This window comes from Labrys sp. F242 (assembly GCF_057813875.1).
Genome location: NZ_JBVASG010000001.1, coordinates 1867279 through 1888617, shown reverse-complemented (window position 1 = coordinate 1888617; position 21339 = coordinate 1867279). Strand labels below are relative to the sequence as shown.

Here is a 21339-nt window from a genome sequence, read left to right as displayed (position 1 = left end):
GGGCTGAACTAGAAGATTGAAAAGGGAGAGCCGCATTGCGGCTTCGAAATTGGAATGACCACTAAGCCCCGCCGCTTCGACAATGCGAGAGCGGCCGTAGCGGCGATCACGCAGCTTTATGACGCGAACACCACACGCCTGCGGGAAGCCTTCACGGCTTTTACCCGAGGCAAGGATTTTGATCACCGCATTCGCGCCTTTTACCCCTATGTCAGCGTCGACACCCAGAGCCTTCCCACGCTTGATGCGCGCACGCCGTTCGGATTCGTGGCCGATACCGGCGCCTATGCGACGACGCTGACGCGACCGGACATCTTCAGCCGCTATCTGGAGGAGCAGATCGCGCTCCTGCTGCGCAATACCGGTGTCGATGTCGAGGTCGGCGAGAGTTCCACGCCCATCCCGATCCATTTTGCGCTGGGCGAGGACTTTCACGCCGAAAGCGGCCTCGACTATGGGCGCCTTGCCCTGCTGCCGCAGATATTCGATGTGCCCGATCTCACCATCATGGACGATCGGATCGCCAACGGCATCGACGTACGCTCGCCAGACGGTGCCAAGCCGCTGGCGCTATTCACGGCGCCGCGCATCGATCTCTCACTGATGCGCCTGAAGCACTATACGGGCACCTCGGCCCGACATTTCCAGAATTTCGTGATCTTCACCAATTACCAATTCTACATCGATGAGTTCGTGCGGTTGGCCCAGGCCATTCTGGCCAAAGGCGAAGGCGGTTCGCTCGGTTCGGGCTACACCGCCTTCGTCGAACCAGGCAATGTCGTCACCGAACTCGGGGAAGAAAACCAGCAACTCGACGTCACGGGCCACCATCCGCCGCGACTGCCGCAAATGCCGGCCTATCATCTCAAGCGCGCCGACGATTCCGGCATCACCATGATCAATATCGGGGTTGGGCCGTCCAACGCCAAGAACATCTCCGACCATGTCGCGGTGCTCAGGCCGCATGCCTGGCTGATGCTTGGCCATTGCGCGGGCCTGCGCAATTCACAGATGCTGGGCGATTACGTGCTCGCCCATGCCTATCTGCGCCAGGATCAGGTGCTGGACGCGGATTTGCCACGCGAAGTGCCCGTGCCTGCTCTCGCCGAGATCCAGATCGCGATCGAGCGCGCTGTCGGAAGGGTTACGGGTTTGACCGGTTATGACCTCAAGCGGGTCATGCGGACGGGAACGGTTGCCACCGTCGACGACCGCAATTGGGAGCTGCGTCCCTCGACAGTGCAGAATCTGCCCTTCATCCAGAGCCGGGCCATCGCTCTCGACATGGAATCGAGCACCATCGCGGCCAATGGCTTCCGGTTTCGCGTGCCCTACGGCACGCTTCTATGTGTTTCCGACAAGCCGCTGCACGGCCAGCTGAAATTGCCTGGCATGGCGGATTCCTTCTATCGCGAGCGGGTCTCCCAGCACCTGGCTGTCGGCCTGGAGACCATGGCGCTGCTGCGTGAGACGGATAAGCGTCAATTGCATTCCCGCAAGCTGCGCAGCTTCAACGAGGTCGCGTTCCAATGATGGCTTCGTCTGCGCGCTCTTCCGACGAGGAGGGCGCAGACGGGGCCGTCATGCGCTATTTCTTCTTCATGCCATAGGTATGCTCGGCCGCCGGGAAGCTGCGGTCGCGCACGGCATCGGCGTAGCCCTGCACGGCTTCGCGGATCTGATCGCCGAGCGAGCCGAAGCGCTTGACGAATTTCGGAACGCGGTCCGATAGCCCCAGCATGTCCTCGAGCACCAGTACCTGTCCATCGCAGGTCGGGGAAGCCCCGATGCCGATGGTTGGGATCGGGATACTGGCGGAGATCTTGGCGGCGAGCGGCTCGGCGATCGCTTCGAGCACCACCGCAAAGGCGCCCGCGTCGGCGACCAGTTGGGCATCCCGCTCGATCGGGCCCCAGTCCGCCTCTTCGCGGCCCTGCGTCTTGAAGGAGCCGAGGGCCATGATCGATTGCGGGGTCAGTCCGACATGCGCCATCACCGGTACGCCCCGCCCGGTCAGGAAGCGGATGGTCTCGGCCATGCGTTCGCCACCTTCGAGCTTGACGGCACCGCACCCGGTTTCCTTGATGATGCGCACGGCACTGCGAAAGGCCTGTTCCGGTGTTTCCTCATAGGAGCCGAAGGGCATATCGACCACCACCAGCGCATGCGAGGAGCCGCGCATCACCGCCCTGCCCTGAAGGATCATCATCTCCAGCGTCACCGGCAGCGTGGTTTCCATGCCATGCATCACCATGCCCAAACTGTCGCCGACCAGGATGCAGTCGACATAAGGATCGATGATCCGTGTCGTGTGCGTATGGTAGGAGGTCAGCATGACGATCGGCTCTCCTCCCTTCCGCAGGCGAATCTGTGGAGCGGTGACGCGTTGTGACTGATTTTGAACGGACACGAATATTCCTCCTGGGTGTCTGAGGGGACGATGCTGCGGCTCGCCGGCTTGTGTAACTCGCAGGTTGGAAGACCGCGTCGACTCCCTGACAAAACAAGGGCGCAAAACAAAAGCGATTGTCTGAAACTACGCAGATGCAGCATCGCCTGGAGTAAAGCGCGTTTAGACGCAAACGCCTGTTTGCTCCAACTCTTTGGTTCGATGCGTCTTTGCGATTCCTGGCGATTTCACCAAATCGCAAAACGCTTTAGCCAAAGGGCGACATAGCAATTGTCCAAAAGCGTCCGCGCGTAAAGCGGCGGAGAAAAATATTCCAACGCCTGTCCGTGCCCTGTTGTCGCAGCGCAGCATGGCGTTATCTTTCAGCAACCCCGGGGTATCGGCTGGCACCGCATTGCGGCGTCTTAACCATATTCGTGAACTTTTCAGGGCGTTCCATGGCCTCGGGCTGCATCTTCGTTAACAAATGGTTAAAGAATTTGTTTGCGCAGGCACTCTTCCGGAAGCTATCCTTGCCGCTCTCGCGGCTGGATGGCCTTTTTTCACTTCACAGTGGGTGCCCGTGTAGCGTTTGGGTGGGAACGATATGGCTGAACCCCTGAAGAAAGACGAGGCTCTCGCGGCCGCTGTGCGCGAAGCATTTCAGCGCCATATGGAAAATGCGCGCTTGGCTGCCGATGCTTTGAAAGAAAAGCAGGCCACGGCGCAGCGTGCTGCCCCGATACCTGGCCGCGATCCACGGCTGACGGTGCCAACACCGGCCAATGAGGCGGGCGCGGCCGAGGCAAGCATAGTTGCCGAGCCGACCGAAGCCAGACAGACCGAAGCCAGGAAGACCGAGGCTAGGCAGACGGAAGTCAGGCCGGCTGAAGTAAAATTGGCTTCCCCTTCCCTCGATCGCCTGGTGGCGCTGGCGTCACCGCCGAAGGAGCCTGTGCCGCGCCTTGCCGAGGTGCCTCTTCCCGAAGCCGAAGCAAAACCTGCACCGGCGCCCGAGCCTTCTCCTTCTCCTGCTGTCCCGCCAGCGGATCCCGCGCCGGTAATGGACGAAAGCACAGACGATAACGGATTCGATTTCGGCGAAGCGCTTTTCATCGAAATTGCGCCCGAAGCGGAGAAGAAGGAGCAGGCCGAAGCGCCGAAGATGCCGCGCGCGGCGTCCCTGGACACGCCTCCTCCCGAGCGGCCGAATCCCGAGACCGACGAGGCCTTCGAGTTCCGTGGTCCGCCTTCGCGCGAAAGGCCGCGTATGTCGACGGTGAACGTCACGGCCGGACCGCCTCAGGATCTGGACCAGCGGAACAGGGATGGCGCATCCGCGGTACATGCCGCCGCCCCAGCCTCTCTTGCGCCTGCGGTCAAGGAAGAAAACCTGGTGGCGCCCTCATCGGCGCGGAAAACCACACGCTTTGGTGTCAATCCGGCGGCCAATGCCAATGAGACTCGCCTTTCGCGACTGAGCTGGCCAAAGATCAAGGTTCCACCCGCCCTGATAGCTTCTGTGCTGCTGGCCGCGGGTATCGCCGCAGTCGGTGCTTACTTCTGGGCCAATCCGGACAAGCTGCAGTCCCTGGGCAATCTGGTCGCGCCGCCGGCCTCGGCTCCGTCGGAGACGAAAGTTGCCGCGGCGCCAGCCCCGGCTTCGACGCCGGCACCGAGCGCCCCCTCGCCGGCTTCGGTGCCCGCTCCCGCATTGCCCGGCGCGACGCGCAGCGTCAGTACCATCGCCATTACCGTGGATGAGGTCGACCAGGCCGTGCAGTCGGCGCGTGAATTGCTGGCCAGCGGCGACGTGGCTGGTGCCAGGGAAGCTCTCGAGTCCTATCGAAGCGGTACCGATCCGCGGGCATTGTTCGCCTTGGCCGAGACGTATGACCCCGCCATCGTCAAGGATCCCTCGCAGGTGAATGCGGCCCAGGCGAAAGCTTTTTACGAGGCTGCAGCGAAAGCTGGCTCCCGGGACTCGGCCGAGCGTCTCGCTCGCCTCGCCCTGGTTCATGCGAATTGATCTGCTGCTCCAAAAGAGCCTGGCACGTGTCGGCGCAAACAATTACAGCGCCGAGCCCGATTTCGATACCGGGTCCAACGCTGTGGATGCAACTGTAGCAATCCTAGTGCCCTGCGCCGAGCTCAAGTGCCCGTGAAGGTGTCGACCAGCAGCTTGATGTCCAGCACCAGGATCACGCCGGCAATCACCCAGGACAAGGTCGTCAGCCAGACCGGTGTGACGAAGACCCCCATCTTGCGCTTGTCCGAGACGAAGCGAACCAGCGGGATGATCGCGAAGGGCAATTGCATCGACAAGACAACCTGGCTGAGCACCAGCAGCTTGTTGGTGCCCTGATTGCCGTAGAGAGCGGTGACGGCAACCACCGGCACAATGGCGATGCCGCGCGTGATCAGCCGGCGCGCCCAATCGGGAATGCGCAGGTGGAGAAAGCCCTCCATCACGATCTGACCGGCGAGCGTCGCGGTCACCGTCGAATTGACACCGGATGCCAGCAAGGCGACGGCCAGCAGCGTGGAGGCGATGCCGACGCCGAGCATCGGCGACAGCAATTGATAGGCTTGCTCGATCTCCTCGACATCCGTACGGCCATTCTGATGGAACACGGTGGCAGCCGTGATCAGGATGGCCGCATTCACGAACAGGGCCAGCATCAGGGCAATTGTGCTGTCGGTCACCGCCCAGCGAATGGCCGAGCGCTTGCCCTCCTCCGTGCGCTCATAGGCGCGGGTCTGCACGATCGAGGAATGCAGATAGAGATTATGCGGCATCACCGTGGCACCAATGATGCCGATGGCGATGTAGAGGGCTTCAGGATTGGTGACGACCTTGGCCTGCGGCAGGAACCCGCCGAGGATATCGTGGATCGCCGGGGCCGCGAGGATGATCTGGATGACGAAACAGCCGAAGATCACGACCAGCAGCGCGATCACGAAGGCTTCCAACGTCCTGAAGCCGCGCTGCATCAGCATGAGCACCAGGAACACGTCGACGGCCGTGATGATGGCGCCGTAAACCAGGGGAATGCCGAACAGCAGGTTGAGAGCGATGGCCGTGCCGATGACCTCAGCCAGATCGCAGGCGATGATCGCCAGCTCGCAGGCGAGCCAGAGCATGAGATTCACCGGCCGGGAATAGTGATCGCGGCAGGCCTGGGCGAGGTCGCGCCCGGTGACGATGCCGAGTCGCGCCGCCAGGGCCTGCAGCACGATGGCCATCAGATTCGACAGCAGGATCACGCTCAGGAGCGTGTAGCCGAATTTCGAACCACCGGCGATGTCGGTCGCCCAATTGCCTGGGTCCATGTAGCCGACGGACACCATGTAACCCGGGCCGAGAAAGGCCAGAAAGCGACGAAACCACAAACCCGTCTTCGGCACGGGAACGCTGGCGTTCATCGCACCAAGGCTCGGCCGCCTTTCTTCCCCGGGAACCACGCGCCACGCGCCGTTGTCGGCCGGGGCCGTTCCCGCAGCATCCGCACTCATGCCCTTCTCCACCACGAAATTCCATTCTGCATCGCTTCCATGAATATAGCATATGCTATACTCTGAAGATCGGTCAATGGATAAACGCCAAGGCTGTATTTCATCGCTGGCATTGATAAGGCCACGCGGATCGGGCATACCCGCATTTGCAATGCCGCAAACCCGGTCGGCGCCGATTGTTCGATGCCCTGGGACGCACAAAGGAATCAGCTTAGGAGAGCCGGCATGAAACGTTCCGCTGCGCTTTCACCCCCCGAGCCGGGCCTGGTCGACGCCGTCGTGCATGTCGAGAGTTTTAGGCAGGCACGCGAGGCACGCCGCCTCGAACTGATCGAGGACTATGTCGAGCTGATCGCCGACCTGATCAGCGATGGCGGCGAAGCAAGACAGGTCGATATCGCCGCTCGCCTGGGCGTGGCCCAGCCGACCGTCGCCAAAATGCTGAAACGGTTGGCGGACGAAGGTTTCGTGGCTCAGCGCCCCTATCGCGGCGTCTTCCTCACCGAGGCTGGCCAGGCGCTGGCCGAGGCCAGCCGCGAGCGCCATCATATCGTCGAGGCTTTCCTGCTGGCCCTGGGTATCGATGCCGATACCGCCCGGCGCGATGCCGAGGGGATCGAGCACCACGTCAGCAAGGCTACGCTCGACGCCTTTTCGCGTTTCGTCAAAGCCAAAAGCTGAACAAATGCCGCGTTTTTCCGCCAATATCTCGATGCTGTTCAGCGAACTCGATTTCTATGATCGCTTCGAAGCGGCTGCACGGGCAGGTTTTACCGGCGTGGAGTTCCCGTTTCCCTATGATTTCGACAGGCATGAGTTGCGTCGGAGGCTTGACGATAGCGGCCTCGCGCTGGTGCTGCACAATCTGCCGCCTGGGCGCTGGGAAGACGGCGAACGAGGGCTAGCCTGCCTGCCAAACCGCAAGGCGGAGTTTCGCGAGAGCGTTGCCCTGGCTCTGGATCACGCCACGATGCTTGGCTGTGCGCAGGTGAACTGCCTGTCGGGCATCCCGCCGAAGGGAGCCGATCCCGAACTCATCCATGAAACGTTGCTGGACAATCTGCGCTTCGCCGCCGACGAGGCCAGGCGTACGGGCGTCCGCCTGTTGATCGAGGCGATCAACACGATCGATATGCCGGGCTTCTATCTCAAACGGTCACGCCAGGCCCTGGCCATCATCGAGGAGGTCGGTTCGGACAACCTCTATTTTCAGTATGATATCTATCATATGCAGGTGATGGAGGGGGATCTGGCCCGCAACATCGAAAGCCAGCTTCCTCGCATTGCCCATATGCAACTGGCCGACAATCCCGGGCGGCACGAGCCGGGAACAGGCGAGATCAATTATCCCTTCCTGTTCGAACATATCGACCGGATCGGTTATCGGGGGTGGATCGGTGCCGAATACCGGCCGCTGCACGGAACGGTCGAGGGATTGAGCTGGCTGCCGACGCACGCCTGAATGTCGTCTTACCCGGGCAATCGCGACGCAATCGGCATGGTCTCGCCACTGCCGTTGATCGTTTCTTTCATTTTTGCTGTGCCGTCGGCACGATTTTTGCTCGTTTCGAACGCACGGGTGGTTTATGGGACCGCCTGAAAACCTGTCGACCGAGAACCCAGATGGATGCACCTTTGCCGGAGCCTGGACCTGACGACCGTATCGTCGAGCTCGAACGTTTCTGCCGCGACAAGCTCGATAGCGCCCGCGCCAAACTGGTTGACGAGCCTCGTTACAATCCGGTGGCCCAACTGGCCTTCGAGTTGTCTCGCGAGCTCGAAGCCGGGCGGCTGACGAGGGAGGATTTCGAGGCCCTCGCCTTGCGGCTGAGCCAGGAGACCTTCGCTGCGCGCGCGCAAACATTGCGGGATTATGTCGGCCCGCTCGACATGGCAGGCAACCGCGAGAGCCTGCGGCGCGTCGCCGAACATTTGCTCGCAAACGGGCGCCGCGGTGTTTCGAGCGCCTCCCCGCTGGCACGCACCCAGCTTGGTATCGTCTTCACCGGGCATCCGACGTTCCTGCTTTCCAGTGCCAATCGGGCACGTCTGGCGCGAATGGCGTGCGATGGCAAGGCGGCGCTGCCGGATGTACTGATGGCACCGGACAATCCGATCACCTTGCAGGTCGAGCATGGTGCCGCGATGGTCGCCCTGGATGCCGCCAAGACGGCGATCGGCACGTTTGCCCGCATCGCCGCCGAGGTCCTGCGTGAGCGGCGTTCGCCCGAATGGCGTTCGGTTACGGTGGCCTATGCCGGCCTCGGCACGTGGATCGGCTACGATCTCGATGGCCGTACCGATATCCAGTGGATCGATTCCTTCCGTTTCCGGCTCGCCGAAAAGCAGCACCAGATCGATCGTTATCTCAGCGAGGTCCTTCGCATTGCCACCCAGGTTAGTCCGGATTCGCAGACCGCGCAGCGTCTCGAAGAGCTGACTGCGCGGATCGAGCGAACGCGTGCCTGGAACGCTGGCATTCTGGGAGCTTTCAACCAGACGCCGCTCGATCGTCCCGCACTCAGGCATGCGGCCGATCTCCTCACCGCGCGCCATCCGGATGCGGCCACGAGCGTGCGCCCCTATATCGCGTTGATCGACATCGCGATCGCCGACTCACAGCCCGAGATCGCGCTCGACCTCGTCGCTCTGCGCAGCGAAATGCTGACCCTCGGCTTCGGCGTCGGCGAAGTACATATGCGCATCAATGCCACGCAATTGCACAATGCGATGCGCCAGCATCTCGACATCGATTCGGAGGAGAACATCACCTCCCGTTCGATGCTGGAACGCCTGGCGACATTCATTCGCGAGGCCCAGCCGGTTTCCGTCAATTTCGGTTCGCTCGATATCGAGCAGAAGACCGCCCTGCGCCAATTCGTGCTGGCGGCGCAGATCCTCAAGCATGTCGACCGGGATTCGACTATCCGCCTGCTTATCGCCGAATGCGAAGCACCGGCGACGGTGATGGCCGCAGTCTATTTCGCCCGCCTGTTCGGCGTCGAGGACAAGCTCGATGTTTCGCCCTTGTTCGAGACCCCGACGGCGCTGGAAGGCGCGTCGCGCTTCTTCGATGTGCTGTTCGGCATCGAGGAATATCGCCAGGCTGTGCGCCAACGCGGCCGGCTTGCGATCCAGACCGGCTTTTCAGATTCGGGCCGCTTCATGGGCCAGATCACCGCGGCCCTCGCGATCGAGCGCTTGCATGGGCAATTGGCCAGGGCCTGCGAACGCCATCGGCTGACGGATGTCGAGGTTCTGATCTTCGACACGCACGGCGAGTCGGCAGGGCGTGGCGCCCATCAGGGCAATTTCGAGGACCGCGCCTTCTATGTGCTGAGCCCTTGGGCTCGCCGCGAATTCGAGAGCCGGGGCATTGCCCTCAAGCACGAGGTCAGCTTCCAGGGCGGCGACGGCTTCATCTATTTCGAAACACCCGAACTTGCCCTTGCTTCGCTGACTCGCATGCTGGAGGCGGAAGTGGCTTGGCGGGAGCAGCCGGCCAGCGACGATCCCTTCTATTCAAACACGACCTTCTCCTTCGATTTCTTCCGCCGGCTTGCCTCATTTCATAGCAAGTTGCTCGATGATCATGCATATCACCGGGCGCTCGGCTCCTTTGCCCAGGGCCTGCTGAACGATACCGGCTCGCGCAAGTCACGGCGCCAGTTCGACGTGTCAGGCGGCGAGGTGCATCAGGTCCGCCGCATCCGCGCCATTCCCCACAATGCCATCCTGCAGCAACTCGGCCATCCTGCCACGGTGATCGCGGGGTTCGGTACGGCGTTGCGAGGTGACGAGGATCGCTTCATCGACACCTTCGCCAAATCGGACCGGCTGCGCCGTTTGACCTCGCACGTGGTGCATATGAAGCGGCGCTCCAGCATCAAGGCGCTCGCGGCATTCTCGACCTTGTTCGACCGCTCCTTCTGGTCGACGCGTCCCTATGCCGGCGCCGAACCGCATCTGGCCGAGCCCTGCCTGTTCATTACCCAATTGCTGGAAGAGGATGATCGGGCCGCTTCGCTCAATGAGTTGGCGGTGAAGCTGCGGCTCGATGCCATCTCGCTTCATCGCTTGCTCGACCTCGCGGGACAGGATCTGGGCAAGTCGATCTCCGAAAACCGGGAGAGGCTCGACATGCTGCAGGCGGTGCGGCTGGCCCTGCTCCAGCATATCCTGCTGATGGCGGCCCGGGTGCCGAAATTCTCCACGCGCAACGATGTCTCGCGTGAAGACATCATGGAGTTGATCTTCAGCCTGCGCATTCCCGAGGCGGTGACGCTGCTGCGCGACGCCTATCCGGTGAATGGGCTGACCATGGAGGGGTATAGCCTCGCCGAGCCCTTCACCTATCCCGGCGATTCACCCTCGAACTATGCGGCGCTGACGCGCAATCTCATCGATCCGATCGACAGAACCTATCGGACGATTCTCGCTATCGGCACCGCCATTGCCCTTGAGTTCGGGGCTCACGGTTAAATTGCGGAACAAATACGATTCAGTTGGATCGCATTTTCTAGCGTATGGATAAAGGGGCCGGCCATTCCTGGCCGGCCCCTTCTCTGCCCCTGGCAATCAGGCTGGCAACTTCTCGTTCTCGTAACCGGCCTCGGCGATCGCGGCGCGCAATTTCCCTTCGTCGGCGGCACTCGCCACCGTGACTGTCTGCGAGCCTATGTCGATGTCGACGGCTGCGCCGGGGTCGACAGCCTTCAGCGCGCCCGTGATCGTCTTGGCGCAGTGGCCGCAGCTCATTTCCGGTACTTTCAACGTGATCATGTGAGGTCTCCAATCGATGAAGACCTTGTAGGGCTTCCCATCATTGTAAGGTCAAGCACCTTTTTGGAGCTGACATTCACCTCGGGGGATCAGGCGTCGAGCGCGTCCGACGAGAACCAAAGATCGGGGTAGATGGCGATTGCGCTCTCATCCGGCACCCTGACCGAGATCGGCCAAAGCGAGCGCACGGCCAAGGCCTCACGAGGAGACCTCGGCGCACGAATCGTGCGGATCTCGCGCGATGCGCCGACGCAGGGAATGAACCAGGATGGCATCAGCGCCTTGACGGCAAAGCCGGCGGCTTCGGCATCCATCCGCACAGCGAGGCCGATATCCTCGCGCGGACGCCACGGGAAGATCATCCGCCCGCCGGGTTGTAGAGCGGTGAGCCAGGCAAGTGGCGGCGCGACCACGCCCGCATTGACATAGATGAGGTCGGAGGGAGGCACGGCAACACGTGTGGCATCGGCTCGAACCACGTTGACGCCGTCGAATGGCTTAAGGTTGCGCCTTGCCTGTTCGGCGAGGTCCTCCTCGATCTCGAAGGCTGTCACGCGGCCATTGGGCAAGGTCAGCACCGACAGCATGGCCGTATAATAGCCCAACCCTGCCCCGATATGGCTGACTTTCTCTCCTGCCTTGGGAGCCACCGCCCCCAGCCATGCAGCATGCAAAGCGGGTTCGCCGGTATTGATTTGCTTGTCCGCCTTCAGCGCAATCAGCCGATTCTTGTAGAGATGGATCGGGTCCGCACTCGGCGTCTCGACATAGTTCCCATGGCTGGCCATCAGCCAGGGACCGGGCGGCAGGAAGGCTTCGCGTGGCACGAGTTCGAAAGCCCTCTCGATGCGCGGGTCCCCCGATCCGCTCTCCTTCAGCATCGATCTGGCAAAATCGCGGCGTGCCTGTCCTAGCGCCGCCTTCTCATCGGTCATGCTCTGTCCGCCTGCACCATTGCCTGCCGGCGAATCTAGCATTCTTTGAACAGGCCGGCTCGGCCCAGGGCGCGCGCATGCTGAAGATCCGGCGAAACGCGCCTAAACACAGGAAAGTGTCGGAGTGTTACTCATCGGCAGAGCAAAAGAGCCGCACTTGCAGGCGCAACAGGACTGGCTACGGCCACGCCTGACCACGTGATACATGAGCAACAATGCCTACCGTTGACACAGGCTCTCAGCGAAGCAGGCCGCCGACAGGATTTTCAGGGAATTGATGGTGAGCTCGGTGGGATTCGAACCCACGACCCCATGATTAAAAGTCACGTGCTCTACCGACTGAGCTACGAGCTCTCACCAAGCGGGGCATTGCCCCGCAATTGCGGTGTCTCTAAGCGTCATGAGCGGATGGGTCAAGCTGCCATTGTCGCGTGCCATGCAAAAATGGCGCGTCATCCCCTCGTCATGCTCATGAAGTGATGAATACATGCGCTTGCGAGAGCTGAAAACGGTGCTAAGCACGTAACGGACGATAAGCTGCCGGGGGCGGCAAAAGGAGATCAGCCAATGCAATTGGGAATCATCGGTCTGGGCCGCATGGGCGGCAACATCGCCCGCCGCCTGATGAAGAACGGCCACACCACCGTCGTCTATGATCGCGCTCCGCCGGCGGTTCAGGCTTTGGTGGCCGATGGCTCGGTCGCCGCCACCGACCTTGCCGACCTCGTTTCGAAGCTGACGACGCCACGCGCCGTCTGGGTGATGCTGCCGGCGGGTGCCATCACCCAGGGCACCATCGACCAGCTCTCGCGCCTGCTGTCTCCCGGTGACGTGATCATCGACGGCGGCAACACCAATTGGAAGGACGACGTCCGTCGCGGCAAGGAACTGGCGGCCAAGGGGCTCGATTACGTCGATGTCGGCACCTCCGGCGGCGTCTGGGGCCTGGAGCGCGGCTACTGCATGATGATCGGCGGCAAGACCGAAACGATCACGCGTCTTGATCCGATCTTTGCCACGCTGGCGCCTGGCATCGGCAATGTTCCCCGTACGCCCGGCCGCGACAAGCACGATCCGCGGGCGGAGCAAGGCTATATCCATGCCGGCCCCTGCGGCGCCGGGCATTTCGTCAAGATGATCCACAACGGCATCGAATATGGCCTGATGCAGGCTTATGCGGAAGGTTTCGACATCCTGCGTTCGGCTGCCAATGAAGGCAGGGCAGAGGGCGAGACGTTCGACTTCAACATGGCCGATATCGCCGAAGTCTGGCGCCGCGGCAGCGTCGTCACCTCCTGGCTGCTGGACCTGACGGCAACCGCCCTCGCTGCCGACGAGGAGTTGAGTGAATATTCCGGCTTCGTAGAGGATTCGGGCGAAGGACGCTGGACGATCGAGGCTGCCATCGACCAGGCGGTGCCCGCCGAAGTGCTCACCGCTGCTCTCTACACCCGTTTCCGCTCCCGTCAGGAGCACACCTATGCGGAGAAGATCCTCTCCGCCATGCGTAAGGGGTTCGGCGGTCACGTCGAGCCGAAGAATCCCGCGTCCAAGGCTTGAGTTATGAATGCCCACCACATCAACAAGGGCGGCGCTGCCGGCCCTTGCTGCTTCGTCGTTTTTGGTGCCAATGGCGACCTGACCAAGCGCCTGCTCGTCCCTGCTCTCTATAATCTTGCGGCCACCGGCCTGCTGCCGGAGAATTTCGCGATCGTCGGCGTGGTGCGTCGTCCGATGGAGGATGATGCCTTCCGCCAGTCCCTGGTGGATGGGCTCAAGCAGTTTGCCACGAGGCCGGTCGATCAGGCAGTCGCCGACAAATTGTTCGCCTGCGTTACCAGCGTGGTTGCCGAAGTCGACAATCCCGATAGTTTCCGGGATCTGGCCCGGCATCTGGAAAAGGTCGAGAGCGGACGCAACACCGGCGGTAATCGCCTGTTCTACCTGGCGACGCCGCCGTCGGGCTTTGCGCCGATCACCCGGCTTCTCCAGGAAGTCGGCCTCAGCCAGGAAGTGGAAGGCGGGCCCTGGCGGCGCGTCATCGTCGAAAAGCCTTTCGGCACCGACCTTGCCTCGGCCCAGGCCCTCAATCGCCAGCTCCTGAGCGTGCTGAACGAGGACCAGATCTACCGGATGGATCATTATCTGGGCAAGGAGACGGTCCAGAACATCATGATCCTGCGCTTTGCCAACGGCCTGTTCGAGCCGATCTGGAACCGCGACCATATCGACCATGTCCAGATCAGCGTGGCGGAAACCGTCACGGTCGAGCGCCGTGGCGCCTTCTACGACGCGACAGGCGCCTTGCGCGACATGGTGCCCAACCATCTGTGCCAGTTGCTGTCACTGATTGCCATGGAACCCCCTGCCCGCTATTCGGCCAATTCCGTGCGTTCGGAGAAGGCCGAGGCCCTGGCGGCCATCACGCAATACACGCCCGAACAGGCGATCTTGAACTCGGTGCGGGCCCAATATGGTCCCGGCATCATCAAGGACACGCCGATCACCGCGTACCGCGCCTCGCAGGACGTCAATCCCAAGAGCGTCACGCCGACCTACACCGCCATCAAGTTCGCCATCGACAATTGGCGCTGGGCCGGCGTGCCCTTCTATCTGCGCACCGGCAAGGCCCTCGCCAAGCGCAAGACGGAAGTGGCGATCCGCTTCAAGGACGCGCCGATCGCTATGTTTCGCGATACGGCGCTGTCCGGCATGGGGCCGAACACGCTGGTGCTCGATATCCAGCCGGAAGAAGGCATCACGCTGCATTTCAACGCCAAGGTGCCGGGACCCAAGATCGACCTTGCGGGTGTCGGCATGGACTTCAAATACAAGGACTATTTCGAGGCGGCCGCGAGCACCGGCTACGAAACGCTGATCTATGACTGCATGATCGGTGATGCCATGCTGTTCCAGCGTGCCGACGGGGTCGAGGCAGGCTGGGCCGCGGTGCAGCCCTTCCTCGATGCCTGGGCCAATGCCGGCGATCGGGGGCTTGCCAACTATGCCGCCGGTTCCGAGGGCCCGGCTGCCGCCGAGGTCATGCTTGCCCGTGACGGGCGCGGCTGGCGGCCTATCGCATGAGCAGCGAGCGCATCATCGATATCTCGGCCGATGCCGACGCCTTGGCCGACCGTGCAGCCGACTGGTTCGTCGCCGAATTGGTGGGGCGTCCGGGGCCGATCGCGGTGGCCCTGTCGGGCGGCTCCACGCCCAAGCGCCTTTACGAGCGTCTGGCGCGGGATCCCTGGCGTTCCGCCCTGCCCTTCGAACGCATTCATTGGTTCTGGGGGGATGAACGTATCGTTGCCGCCGACGATGCCAGGCGCAACACGCTGATGGCAAAGGCGGCTTTGCTCGACCATGTCCCGGTGCCTCAGCAGAACATTCATGAGATCGCCGCAACGCCGGTCTCGCCCGAGGCCGCAGCGCAGGCCTATGAGCAGGCGCTCAAGGCTTATTACGGCGCGGACGTGCTTGATCCGGATCGGCCGCTGTTCGACATCATGCTGCTCGGCGTTGGGTCCGACGGACATACGGCCTCCCTCTTTCCGGGCAAGCCAGCCCTGGCTGTAAGGGATCGCTGGGCTGTTCATTCAGATCCGGGTTTGGATCCCTTCGTGCCGCGGGTAACCCTGACCTTCCCGGCCATCGCCTCGAGCCGGGCCGTTGCCTTCCTTGCCGCCGGGGCGGACAAGCGCGAGACGCTCGCCAAGGTCTTCGCCGGCGCCGATCTGCCATCGGCCCATGTCGAGGCTGCGGGCCCGATCCATTGGTTCCTCGACGAAGCGGCTGCACCGGCATGATCGGCCAGCTATTTCGTTTGCGGAACTGACGGCTTGTTTTTTGGGGGAATGATGGCGGGAAGAATGGGCGTGGCCGCGCTGGTGGCCATGCTGGTGACGGGGGGCGCCGGGCAGGCCTCGGCGGAGATGTTTCCAATCTATCGGTTCGACGACTATTGTCTGGATACGATCGGCCGGCCGCCGAAGGTGATGCTGGATAGCCCCGAAATGGTCTCCTGTTTCAACCGGGAGTCGACGGCCTATGTCGAATTGAACGACATCTGGGTCACGGTTCCGGGGGATATTCAGAGCGCCTGCTATTCGGAGGGCCGAACCAAGGTCGAAACGGGAGCTGGCTCCTATGCCAGGCACCTGGCTTGCACCCAGCGTAAGATCGCCGATAGGTCTCGCCCCAGTACCAGCGTGCCGGCGACCGATTGCGACCGCATGGCTTCGCGCGGGGGCGACCCGCTTTCCCTCGCTCCCGGTCTCAGCATGGCGGACATCGACCACGCCAAGGCAATCCCGGCTTGTGAGCAAGCCCTGGCCGAACACCCCAAGGAAGGGCGCTTTGCCTATATGCTCGGCCGCGCGCAGGAGGGAGCGGAGCAATATGACAAGGCGCGCCTATCCTATCTCAGGGCCGTCGATCTCGGCGAGAAGCGGGCTTTCCTCAATTTGGGCGGCCTCTACGCGGATGGTCGGGGCGTGGAGCCTGATTCCGCGGCGGCAGTTACCTGGTACAGGAAAGGTGCCGATGCCGGCGAGAGCGGCTGCGAGAACAATCTCGCCGGCCTCCATCTGAGAGGGAATGGCGTCGAACAGAGCATTGAGCAGGCTCTGGCCCTCTATCGCAAGGCGTTCCAGCATGGCGATGGCGAGGCCGCCTATAATTTGGGAGTCCTGTACGAACAGGGCAATGGCGTCGAAGTCGATCTCGCCGCTGCCCTCGACTATTATCGCAAGGCTGCTGCCGCCGGCAGCGCCAATGCGCAATACGAACTCGCCCAACGCTACGCCAAGGGTGACGGGGTCGAGAAGAACGCAAGCCTTGCCGTGGTCTGGTACAGCAAGGCTGCAGAACAAGGTCTGGGCTCAGCGCAGATGGATCTCGGCTATGCCTATGACGAGGGGTTGGGCCTGTCCCCCGAGCCAGCCGAGGCGGCCAATTGGTACGCCAAAGCCGCGGACCAGGGCTACGACGCGGCTCGGCACAATTTGGCTTTATTCTATGCCGAGGGCAAAGGTGTGCCCAAGGATCCTGTCAAGGCGGTTTCGCTGTATCGACAGGCGGCCGAGGATGGTTATATCCCCTCGCAGACCAATCTTGCCGTGCAACTTGCAGGTGGCATTGGCGTGCCCAAGGACGAGGCTGAAGCCTTGAAATGGTTCCGGCTGGCCGCCGAGCAGGACGAACCGGTTGCCCAGTTCAATCTCGGCATTTTCTATGAGCACGGGCGTGGTACCCGCGCCAGCAAGAAGGACGCCATTGCCTGGTATCGCAAGGCTGCCGCCCAGGGGCATGAGAACGCCAAGGCGGCTCTCGACCGGCTTACCGGCAAGAAAACCCGCAAGAAGGCATAGGAACACATCATGACCTCTTCTCCTCATCTGGTTTCCACCGCCTGGCTGGCCGCTCACCTTGGCGACGAGAATCTGGCTGTCGTCGATGGGTCGTGGCATCTGCCGGCGGTCAATCGCGACGGTCACGCCGAATATCTGGCTGCCCATATTCCTGGCGCTGTCTTTTTCGACATCGACAAGATCGTCGATGCCAGCAGCGGGTTGCCTCATATGCTGCCGAACCCCGAAGTTTTCTTAGAGGCTGTCGGTGCGCTCGGCCTCACCGAGAACAAGCATATCGTCGTCTATGACGGTGCCGGCTTGTTCTCGGCCCCGCGCGTCTGGTGGACCTTCCGGATCTTCGGAGCGGCCAAAGTTTCCATCCTCGACGGCGGCTTCCCGCTTTGGCAGGCCGAGAACCGCCCTGTCGAGGGCGGGGCACCGCACCCAGTGCCGGCTCGCTTCACGGCGCGTTTCGACGGTGACCAGGTGAAGAGCGTCGGCCAGGTCCAGGCCGCCCTGATGGATGGCAGTGCAGAAATCATCGATGCCCGGCCGGCTGAGCGCTTCCGCGGCGAGGCGCCGGAGCCTCGGCCGGGCGTGCGCCCGGGACATATGCCGGGCGCCCGTAATCTGCCCTATGCAGCCATTGTCGAGAACGGCCGCCTGGCCTCGCCGGAGACGATCAGGGCCGCGATGAACGCTGCCGGCATCGATACCCGAAAACCGGTGGTGACGACTTGTGGTTCGGGCGTATCGGCTGCCATTCTGGCTCTGGCCTTCGATACGGTCGGCAAGCCGGTCGAGGGTATCTATGACGGATCCTGGGCCGAATGGGGCGCCCGGCCGGATCTGCCTTTGGCAACGGGCGATTAACGCCTCGCTCTACGTTGGCGGAAATCACCTCACCTGCACAAAAATAAAGCTCGCACAAAGAGATGTGCGAGCTTTTTGATTTTCTGGCTGATTGGCAATCCGATCTATTGGCCCGCCATCGAAGCCGTGACCGGCGAGGTCGGCACCAGAACCGCAGGTGCGCGGGCCGGTGTCGCGGCAAAGGCTTGTGCCGTCGGTTGTACGGCCATGGCCGGCTCCACCGATGCGTCGGGAGCCTTGGCCTTCGCCAGATTGACCTGTCCGATCGAACCGGTCGGCACCTTGCCCAGAACACCATCCGAGCTGCGCGGACGGGAAGGCGGCAACGGCGTGAATGCCATATTGCTGAGACCAGCCACCTCTGTCGTGGCAACGGGCGGATCCATCGGCTCGGCCTGGGCGATCATCGGCGGCACCACTACCGGCTTGATCTCGGGGGCCGCGAGCCTGGAAGGCTTGACTTCGGTCGCCGAAGCGACCTGCGTCACGGCTGCGACGGGCAAGATCGGTGTCGTGGTCGGACGCGTCGGCGGCGCCGCGTCGGCAACCATGGTGTTCGAAACGCCAGTCGGCAGCGGCGCGGGTGTGCCATCGGTCCGCAAGGTCGCCATCAGCATCTTGTTGTCAGAGCCGGATTCTGGAGCGCGGCCGACATATTCGACCTTCACCCGCCCGACACCGGCGCCCTTGAATTGCAGCAGGTCGGCGGCACGGCTCGACAGGTCGATCAGGCGGCCATGCACATAGGGGCCGCGATCGTTCACGCGAACGACGATCGAGGTGCCGTTGCTCAGATTGGTGACGCGCGCATAGCTCGGCAGCGGCATGGTCTTGTGCGCGGCCGAAAGACCCGTCATGTCGAAACGCTCGCCCACAGCCGTCTTGCGGCCATTGAAGCCCGGCCCGTACCAGGATGCCAGGCCGACGGCGGTGTATTTGGAATCATGGCCCGCGGGCACATAGCGCTTGCCGCCGATCGCATAGGGCTTTTCAGTGCCGTTCTTGCTGCGGACAGGCGGGGTGACCACACGCGTACCTGCTGGCGGCACGACCGTCGTGCTGGTGGCGGCCGCAACCTGGGTGGTTGCGGGTTTGGGAGCATAGGCTTGATTGGGTGCGGCGCAACTCGCCAAAGCGGCACAGCCAGCGAGAGCGACGGCCGCCTTGACGACGGCTCCCGATACCCGGGAAGGAGATGAAGTGTCGGAAATACGCAACTCGACGCGATTTGGAACAGCCGAGAGGTTTTCCGCCATCTCAGAATCCTTCTTATGGAGCGAAGAGGCGTCGTGGTCTGCGTGCGGCCATGGCGTGTCCAACACGACATGGCGGGGCGCAGTACGAGCGCATCCAGCTGTTTCATTTCGAAGCACGAAGCCGTTCTGCACTTCGTGTCCGGTGGTGGATTTCCCCGGATTTCCGCCATAAAGACGCCCTGACATTGCGCCTAAATTGCGGCAAGGTTTCCAAACCGTAAACAGCCGATAGCGCAAGATCCGACAAATTGAAAGCCCCGCAACAGGCTCCTGCGGCACCAGGACACCCGCCCACTGGTCGCGCCGGCCGCGGAAGGGTTAATATTTCCTGAGCAAAATCAGTAAGAAAAGGGAGATTAACCAGTGCAGCCGAGCGTTGTTCGATTGCCGGCAAAAAAGTTCACTTCACACAACTTTACAGAGCAGAACGACCCCCGCAAACACGGTCCTGCCATAGTCGCCGGGCCAGTTTGGGGCAGGCAGGATCGCGGAAAGGAATCGAGGAATGACGCTCACCAGCAGACAAGTGCTTCCGGACCGCTCGCACAATGCCGTTAACTTGGCTATGTGCTTGGCATGTTGGCGATTCCTGCCTCAGGCAGGTTCTCTCGTCCAAGCCGGCGAATAGGCTTGGACGAGAGAACCTGCAAATGCCTGATATCTTGCAATTTCCTTGTGACCGTGCCCATGGCTCGATCGCAAGGAACTGCTTAGGTTCGCTGGAATGCCCTTTTTCGAAGGCCCCATCGTGAAGCTTTCTCTTCGTCAGATGCGTACTTCAGCAACGGCAGTCGGTATGTTGACCGCGTTTGCGACGATCCTGGCCGGTTGCGCCGATGTTCGCCCGCTCAATCTCGCGATTGCGGTGCCGAGCGCTTACGACCAGGCCTCGAAGGCGAAGCCGGCAGAGCCGGTGCGCACGGATTGGTGGCGTAGCTTCGGATCCCCCGAACTGACGGCGCTGGTCCAGCAGGCGCAGATGGGCAATCTCGATATCGCGACCGCGATTGCCAATATCGAGCAGGCACAGGCGGGCATCACCATTGCCAGGGCCCCGCTGTTTCCGCAGATCGATGGCGACATCTCGGCCCAGCGCGCCCGCGCCGCCTCGTCGACGGGACGGGTCGGGCGTGGGCGGGCCACCTATGGCCTGTCGGCGAGCGCAAGCTACGAGATCGATTTCTGGGGCAAGAACAGCCAGGCGCTGGCGAGTGCCAGGTCCAGCGAGGCTGCAAGCCGCTTCGATCGCGACACGGTCGAACTGACGGCGATCGCCAATGTGGCGGATGCCTATTTCGCCATCCTCGGCGCCCAGGACAGGCTGCGCATTGCGCGCGATAACGTCGCCAGTGCCACACGAATCATGACGCTGATCAACAATCAGCTCAAGGCCGGGACGGCGACATCTCTTCAGGTCGCCCAGCAGCAGAGCCTGCTCGACCAGCAACGCGCCAGCATCCCGCCGCTGGAACTGTCGGTCGCGCAAAACAAGGCCGCTGTTGCCCTGCTGGTCGGCAGTCCCCCTGCCCTGGTGAGTATCAAGGGCGGGGGGCTGGGACGTTTGCGCGTACCGACCGTCGCGGCAGGGCTCCCCTCGCAATTGTTGACTCGCCGGCCCGACATCGCCGCCGCCCAAGCCACTCTGATTGCTTCCCACCAGGATGCGCTGTCTGCGAGGGCTGCCCAATTCCCCTCGATCTCCCTGACCGGGCAAGGCGGCGTGCAGAGCGCCGCACTCAAGAGCCTGTTCGATCCCGCAGCGGGTTTCTATTCGATCGCTGCGGGCCTGACGCAGCCGATCTTCGACGGCGGTACCTTGCGCGGCAATGTCGAGCGGGCCAATGGCGTGCAGAGCGCCCAAGTGGCTGCCTATCGCAAGACCGTGGTGCAGGCCTTCGTCGACGTCGAGAACGCCTTGGCTGCCGTGCGCCAATATGCCCGCCAGGAGGTGTTACAGCAGGCCGTGGTGGTGAGTTCGCGCAAGGCCTACACCATCTCGGAGCAGCAATTGCGCGAGGGCACCGTCGATCTGGTGACCGTGCTGCAAACTGAGCAAACTCTCTTCAACGCCCAGGACACGCTGATACAGGTCAAGCTGCTGCGTCTGCAGGCGTTGATCAGCCTGCATCAGGCGTTGGGCGGTGGCTGGACGACGTCCGCCGCGCAAACGCCGCAAAACTAGAAACTGTTATGGGCGATGCGAAACCCGACTCGCGCCCGTTCCCGATTCGAGTGAG

At 62.3% G+C, this 21339-nt stretch carries 16 protein-coding genes and 1 tRNA gene; 11 read left to right on the top strand and 6 right to left on the bottom strand.

What is annotated here, in order from left to right; translation table 11 throughout:
• The first annotated feature begins 54 nt into the window (after nucleotides 1-54).
• Entirely contained in the window at nucleotides 55-1533 is a 1479-nt protein-coding gene (locus ACZYTC_RS08820; protein WP_434956446.1) for an AMP nucleosidase, read from the top strand.
• A 55-nt stretch (nucleotides 1534-1588) separates the two neighbouring features.
• Here ACZYTC_RS08820 and panB read toward each other — a convergent pair whose 3' ends face one another.
• Entirely contained in the window at nucleotides 1589-2410 is an 822-nt protein-coding gene (gene panB / locus ACZYTC_RS08815; RefSeq protein ID WP_441771728.1) for a 3-methyl-2-oxobutanoate hydroxymethyltransferase, read from the bottom strand.
• A gap of 586 nt (nucleotides 2411-2996) precedes the next feature.
• Between panB and ACZYTC_RS08810 the strand changes: the two genes are divergently transcribed.
• Nucleotides 2997-4418 carry a hypothetical protein gene (locus ACZYTC_RS08810; protein WP_441771729.1) on the top strand — a complete coding sequence of 474 codons (1422 nt, stop codon included), beginning with the start codon at nucleotides 2997-2999 and terminating at the stop codon, nucleotides 4416-4418.
• 122 nt (nucleotides 4419-4540) lie between these two features.
• Here the strand turns inward: ACZYTC_RS08810 and ACZYTC_RS08805 are convergent, their stop codons facing one another.
• Nucleotides 4541-5905: an Nramp family divalent metal transporter gene (locus tag ACZYTC_RS08805; RefSeq protein ID WP_441771730.1), complete on the bottom strand. Its 1365-nt coding sequence runs from the start codon at nucleotides 5903-5905 to the stop codon at nucleotides 4541-4543.
• 225 nt (nucleotides 5906-6130) lie between these two features.
• On the opposite strand from ACZYTC_RS08805, the gene mntR reads away from it, so the two are divergent.
• The 3 genes from mntR (at nucleotide 6131) to ACZYTC_RS08790 (ending at nucleotide 10387) form a co-directional block, all read left to right on the top strand.
• Nucleotides 6131-6586, top strand: coding sequence for a manganese-binding transcriptional regulator MntR (gene mntR / locus ACZYTC_RS08800; RefSeq protein WP_434956450.1), 456 nt, complete (start codon nucleotides 6131-6133; stop codon nucleotides 6584-6586).
• A gap of 4 nt (nucleotides 6587-6590) precedes the next feature.
• Nucleotides 6591-7367 (top strand): hydroxypyruvate isomerase, encoded by a 777-nt coding sequence (hyi, locus tag ACZYTC_RS08795; protein WP_488989353.1) that lies wholly within the window; start codon nucleotides 6591-6593, stop codon nucleotides 7365-7367.
• A gap of 161 nt (nucleotides 7368-7528) precedes the next feature.
• Nucleotides 7529-10387, top strand: a complete 2859-nt coding sequence (locus ACZYTC_RS08790; protein WP_441771732.1) for a phosphoenolpyruvate carboxylase — start codon at nucleotides 7529-7531, stop codon at nucleotides 10385-10387.
• A 96-nt stretch (nucleotides 10388-10483) separates the two neighbouring features.
• Here the strand turns inward: ACZYTC_RS08790 and ACZYTC_RS08785 are convergent, their stop codons facing one another.
• The 3 genes from ACZYTC_RS08785 to ACZYTC_RS08775 all read right to left on the bottom strand — a co-directional run bounded on the left by ACZYTC_RS08785 (nucleotide 10484) and on the right by ACZYTC_RS08775 (nucleotide 11976).
• Nucleotides 10484-10687 (bottom strand): heavy-metal-associated domain-containing protein, encoded by a 204-nt coding sequence (locus tag ACZYTC_RS08785; RefSeq protein WP_441771733.1) that lies wholly within the window; start codon nucleotides 10685-10687, stop codon nucleotides 10484-10486.
• An 89-nt stretch (nucleotides 10688-10776) separates the two neighbouring features.
• Nucleotides 10777-11622 (bottom strand): protein-L-isoaspartate O-methyltransferase family protein, encoded by an 846-nt coding sequence (locus ACZYTC_RS08780; protein WP_441771734.1) that lies wholly within the window; start codon nucleotides 11620-11622, stop codon nucleotides 10777-10779.
• Nucleotides 11623-11900: 278 nt separating this feature from the next.
• A tRNA-Lys gene (locus tag ACZYTC_RS08775) sits at nucleotides 11901-11976 on the bottom strand.
• Nucleotides 11977-12189: 213 nt separating this feature from the next.
• On the opposite strand from ACZYTC_RS08775, the gene gnd reads away from it, so the two are divergent.
• The 5 genes from gnd to sseA all read left to right on the top strand — a co-directional run bounded on the left by gnd (nucleotide 12190) and on the right by sseA (nucleotide 17846).
• Nucleotides 12190-13182, top strand: coding sequence for a phosphogluconate dehydrogenase (NAD(+)-dependent, decarboxylating) (gnd, locus tag ACZYTC_RS08770; protein WP_434956456.1), 993 nt, complete (start codon nucleotides 12190-12192; stop codon nucleotides 13180-13182).
• A 3-nt stretch (nucleotides 13183-13185) separates the two neighbouring features.
• Nucleotides 13186-14706: a glucose-6-phosphate dehydrogenase gene (gene zwf, locus ACZYTC_RS08765; RefSeq protein WP_434956457.1), complete on the top strand. Its 1521-nt coding sequence runs from the start codon at nucleotides 13186-13188 to the stop codon at nucleotides 14704-14706.
• The gene (gene pgl / locus ACZYTC_RS08760) at nucleotides 14703-15428 is read left to right on the top strand and encodes a 6-phosphogluconolactonase (RefSeq protein WP_434956458.1); all 726 of its coding nucleotides are present in this window, start codon (nucleotides 14703-14705) and stop codon (nucleotides 15426-15428) included. Before zwf ends, pgl begins: the two co-directional genes overlap by 4 nt.
• 69 nt (nucleotides 15429-15497) lie before the next feature.
• Nucleotides 15498-16991 carry a tetratricopeptide repeat protein gene (locus ACZYTC_RS08755; protein WP_488989352.1) on the top strand — a complete coding sequence of 498 codons (1494 nt, stop codon included), beginning with the start codon at nucleotides 15498-15500 and terminating at the stop codon, nucleotides 16989-16991.
• 9 nt (nucleotides 16992-17000) lie between these two features.
• On the top strand, nucleotides 17001-17846 hold the full coding sequence (sseA, locus tag ACZYTC_RS08750) for a 3-mercaptopyruvate sulfurtransferase (RefSeq protein ID WP_488989351.1): 846 nt from the start codon (nucleotides 17001-17003) through the stop codon (nucleotides 17844-17846).
• Nucleotides 17847-17950: 104 nt separating this feature from the next.
• Here sseA and ACZYTC_RS08745 read toward each other — a convergent pair whose 3' ends face one another.
• Nucleotides 17951-19102 (bottom strand): septal ring lytic transglycosylase RlpA family protein, encoded by a 1152-nt coding sequence (locus ACZYTC_RS08745; RefSeq protein ID WP_488989350.1) that lies wholly within the window; start codon nucleotides 19100-19102, stop codon nucleotides 17951-17953.
• Between the two features lie 796 nt (nucleotides 19103-19898).
• Between ACZYTC_RS08745 and ACZYTC_RS08740 the strand changes: the two genes are divergently transcribed.
• Nucleotides 19899-21284 (top strand): efflux transporter outer membrane subunit, encoded by a 1386-nt coding sequence (locus ACZYTC_RS08740; RefSeq protein WP_434956462.1) that lies wholly within the window; start codon nucleotides 19899-19901, stop codon nucleotides 21282-21284.
• Nucleotides 21285-21339 lie beyond the last annotated feature (55 nt).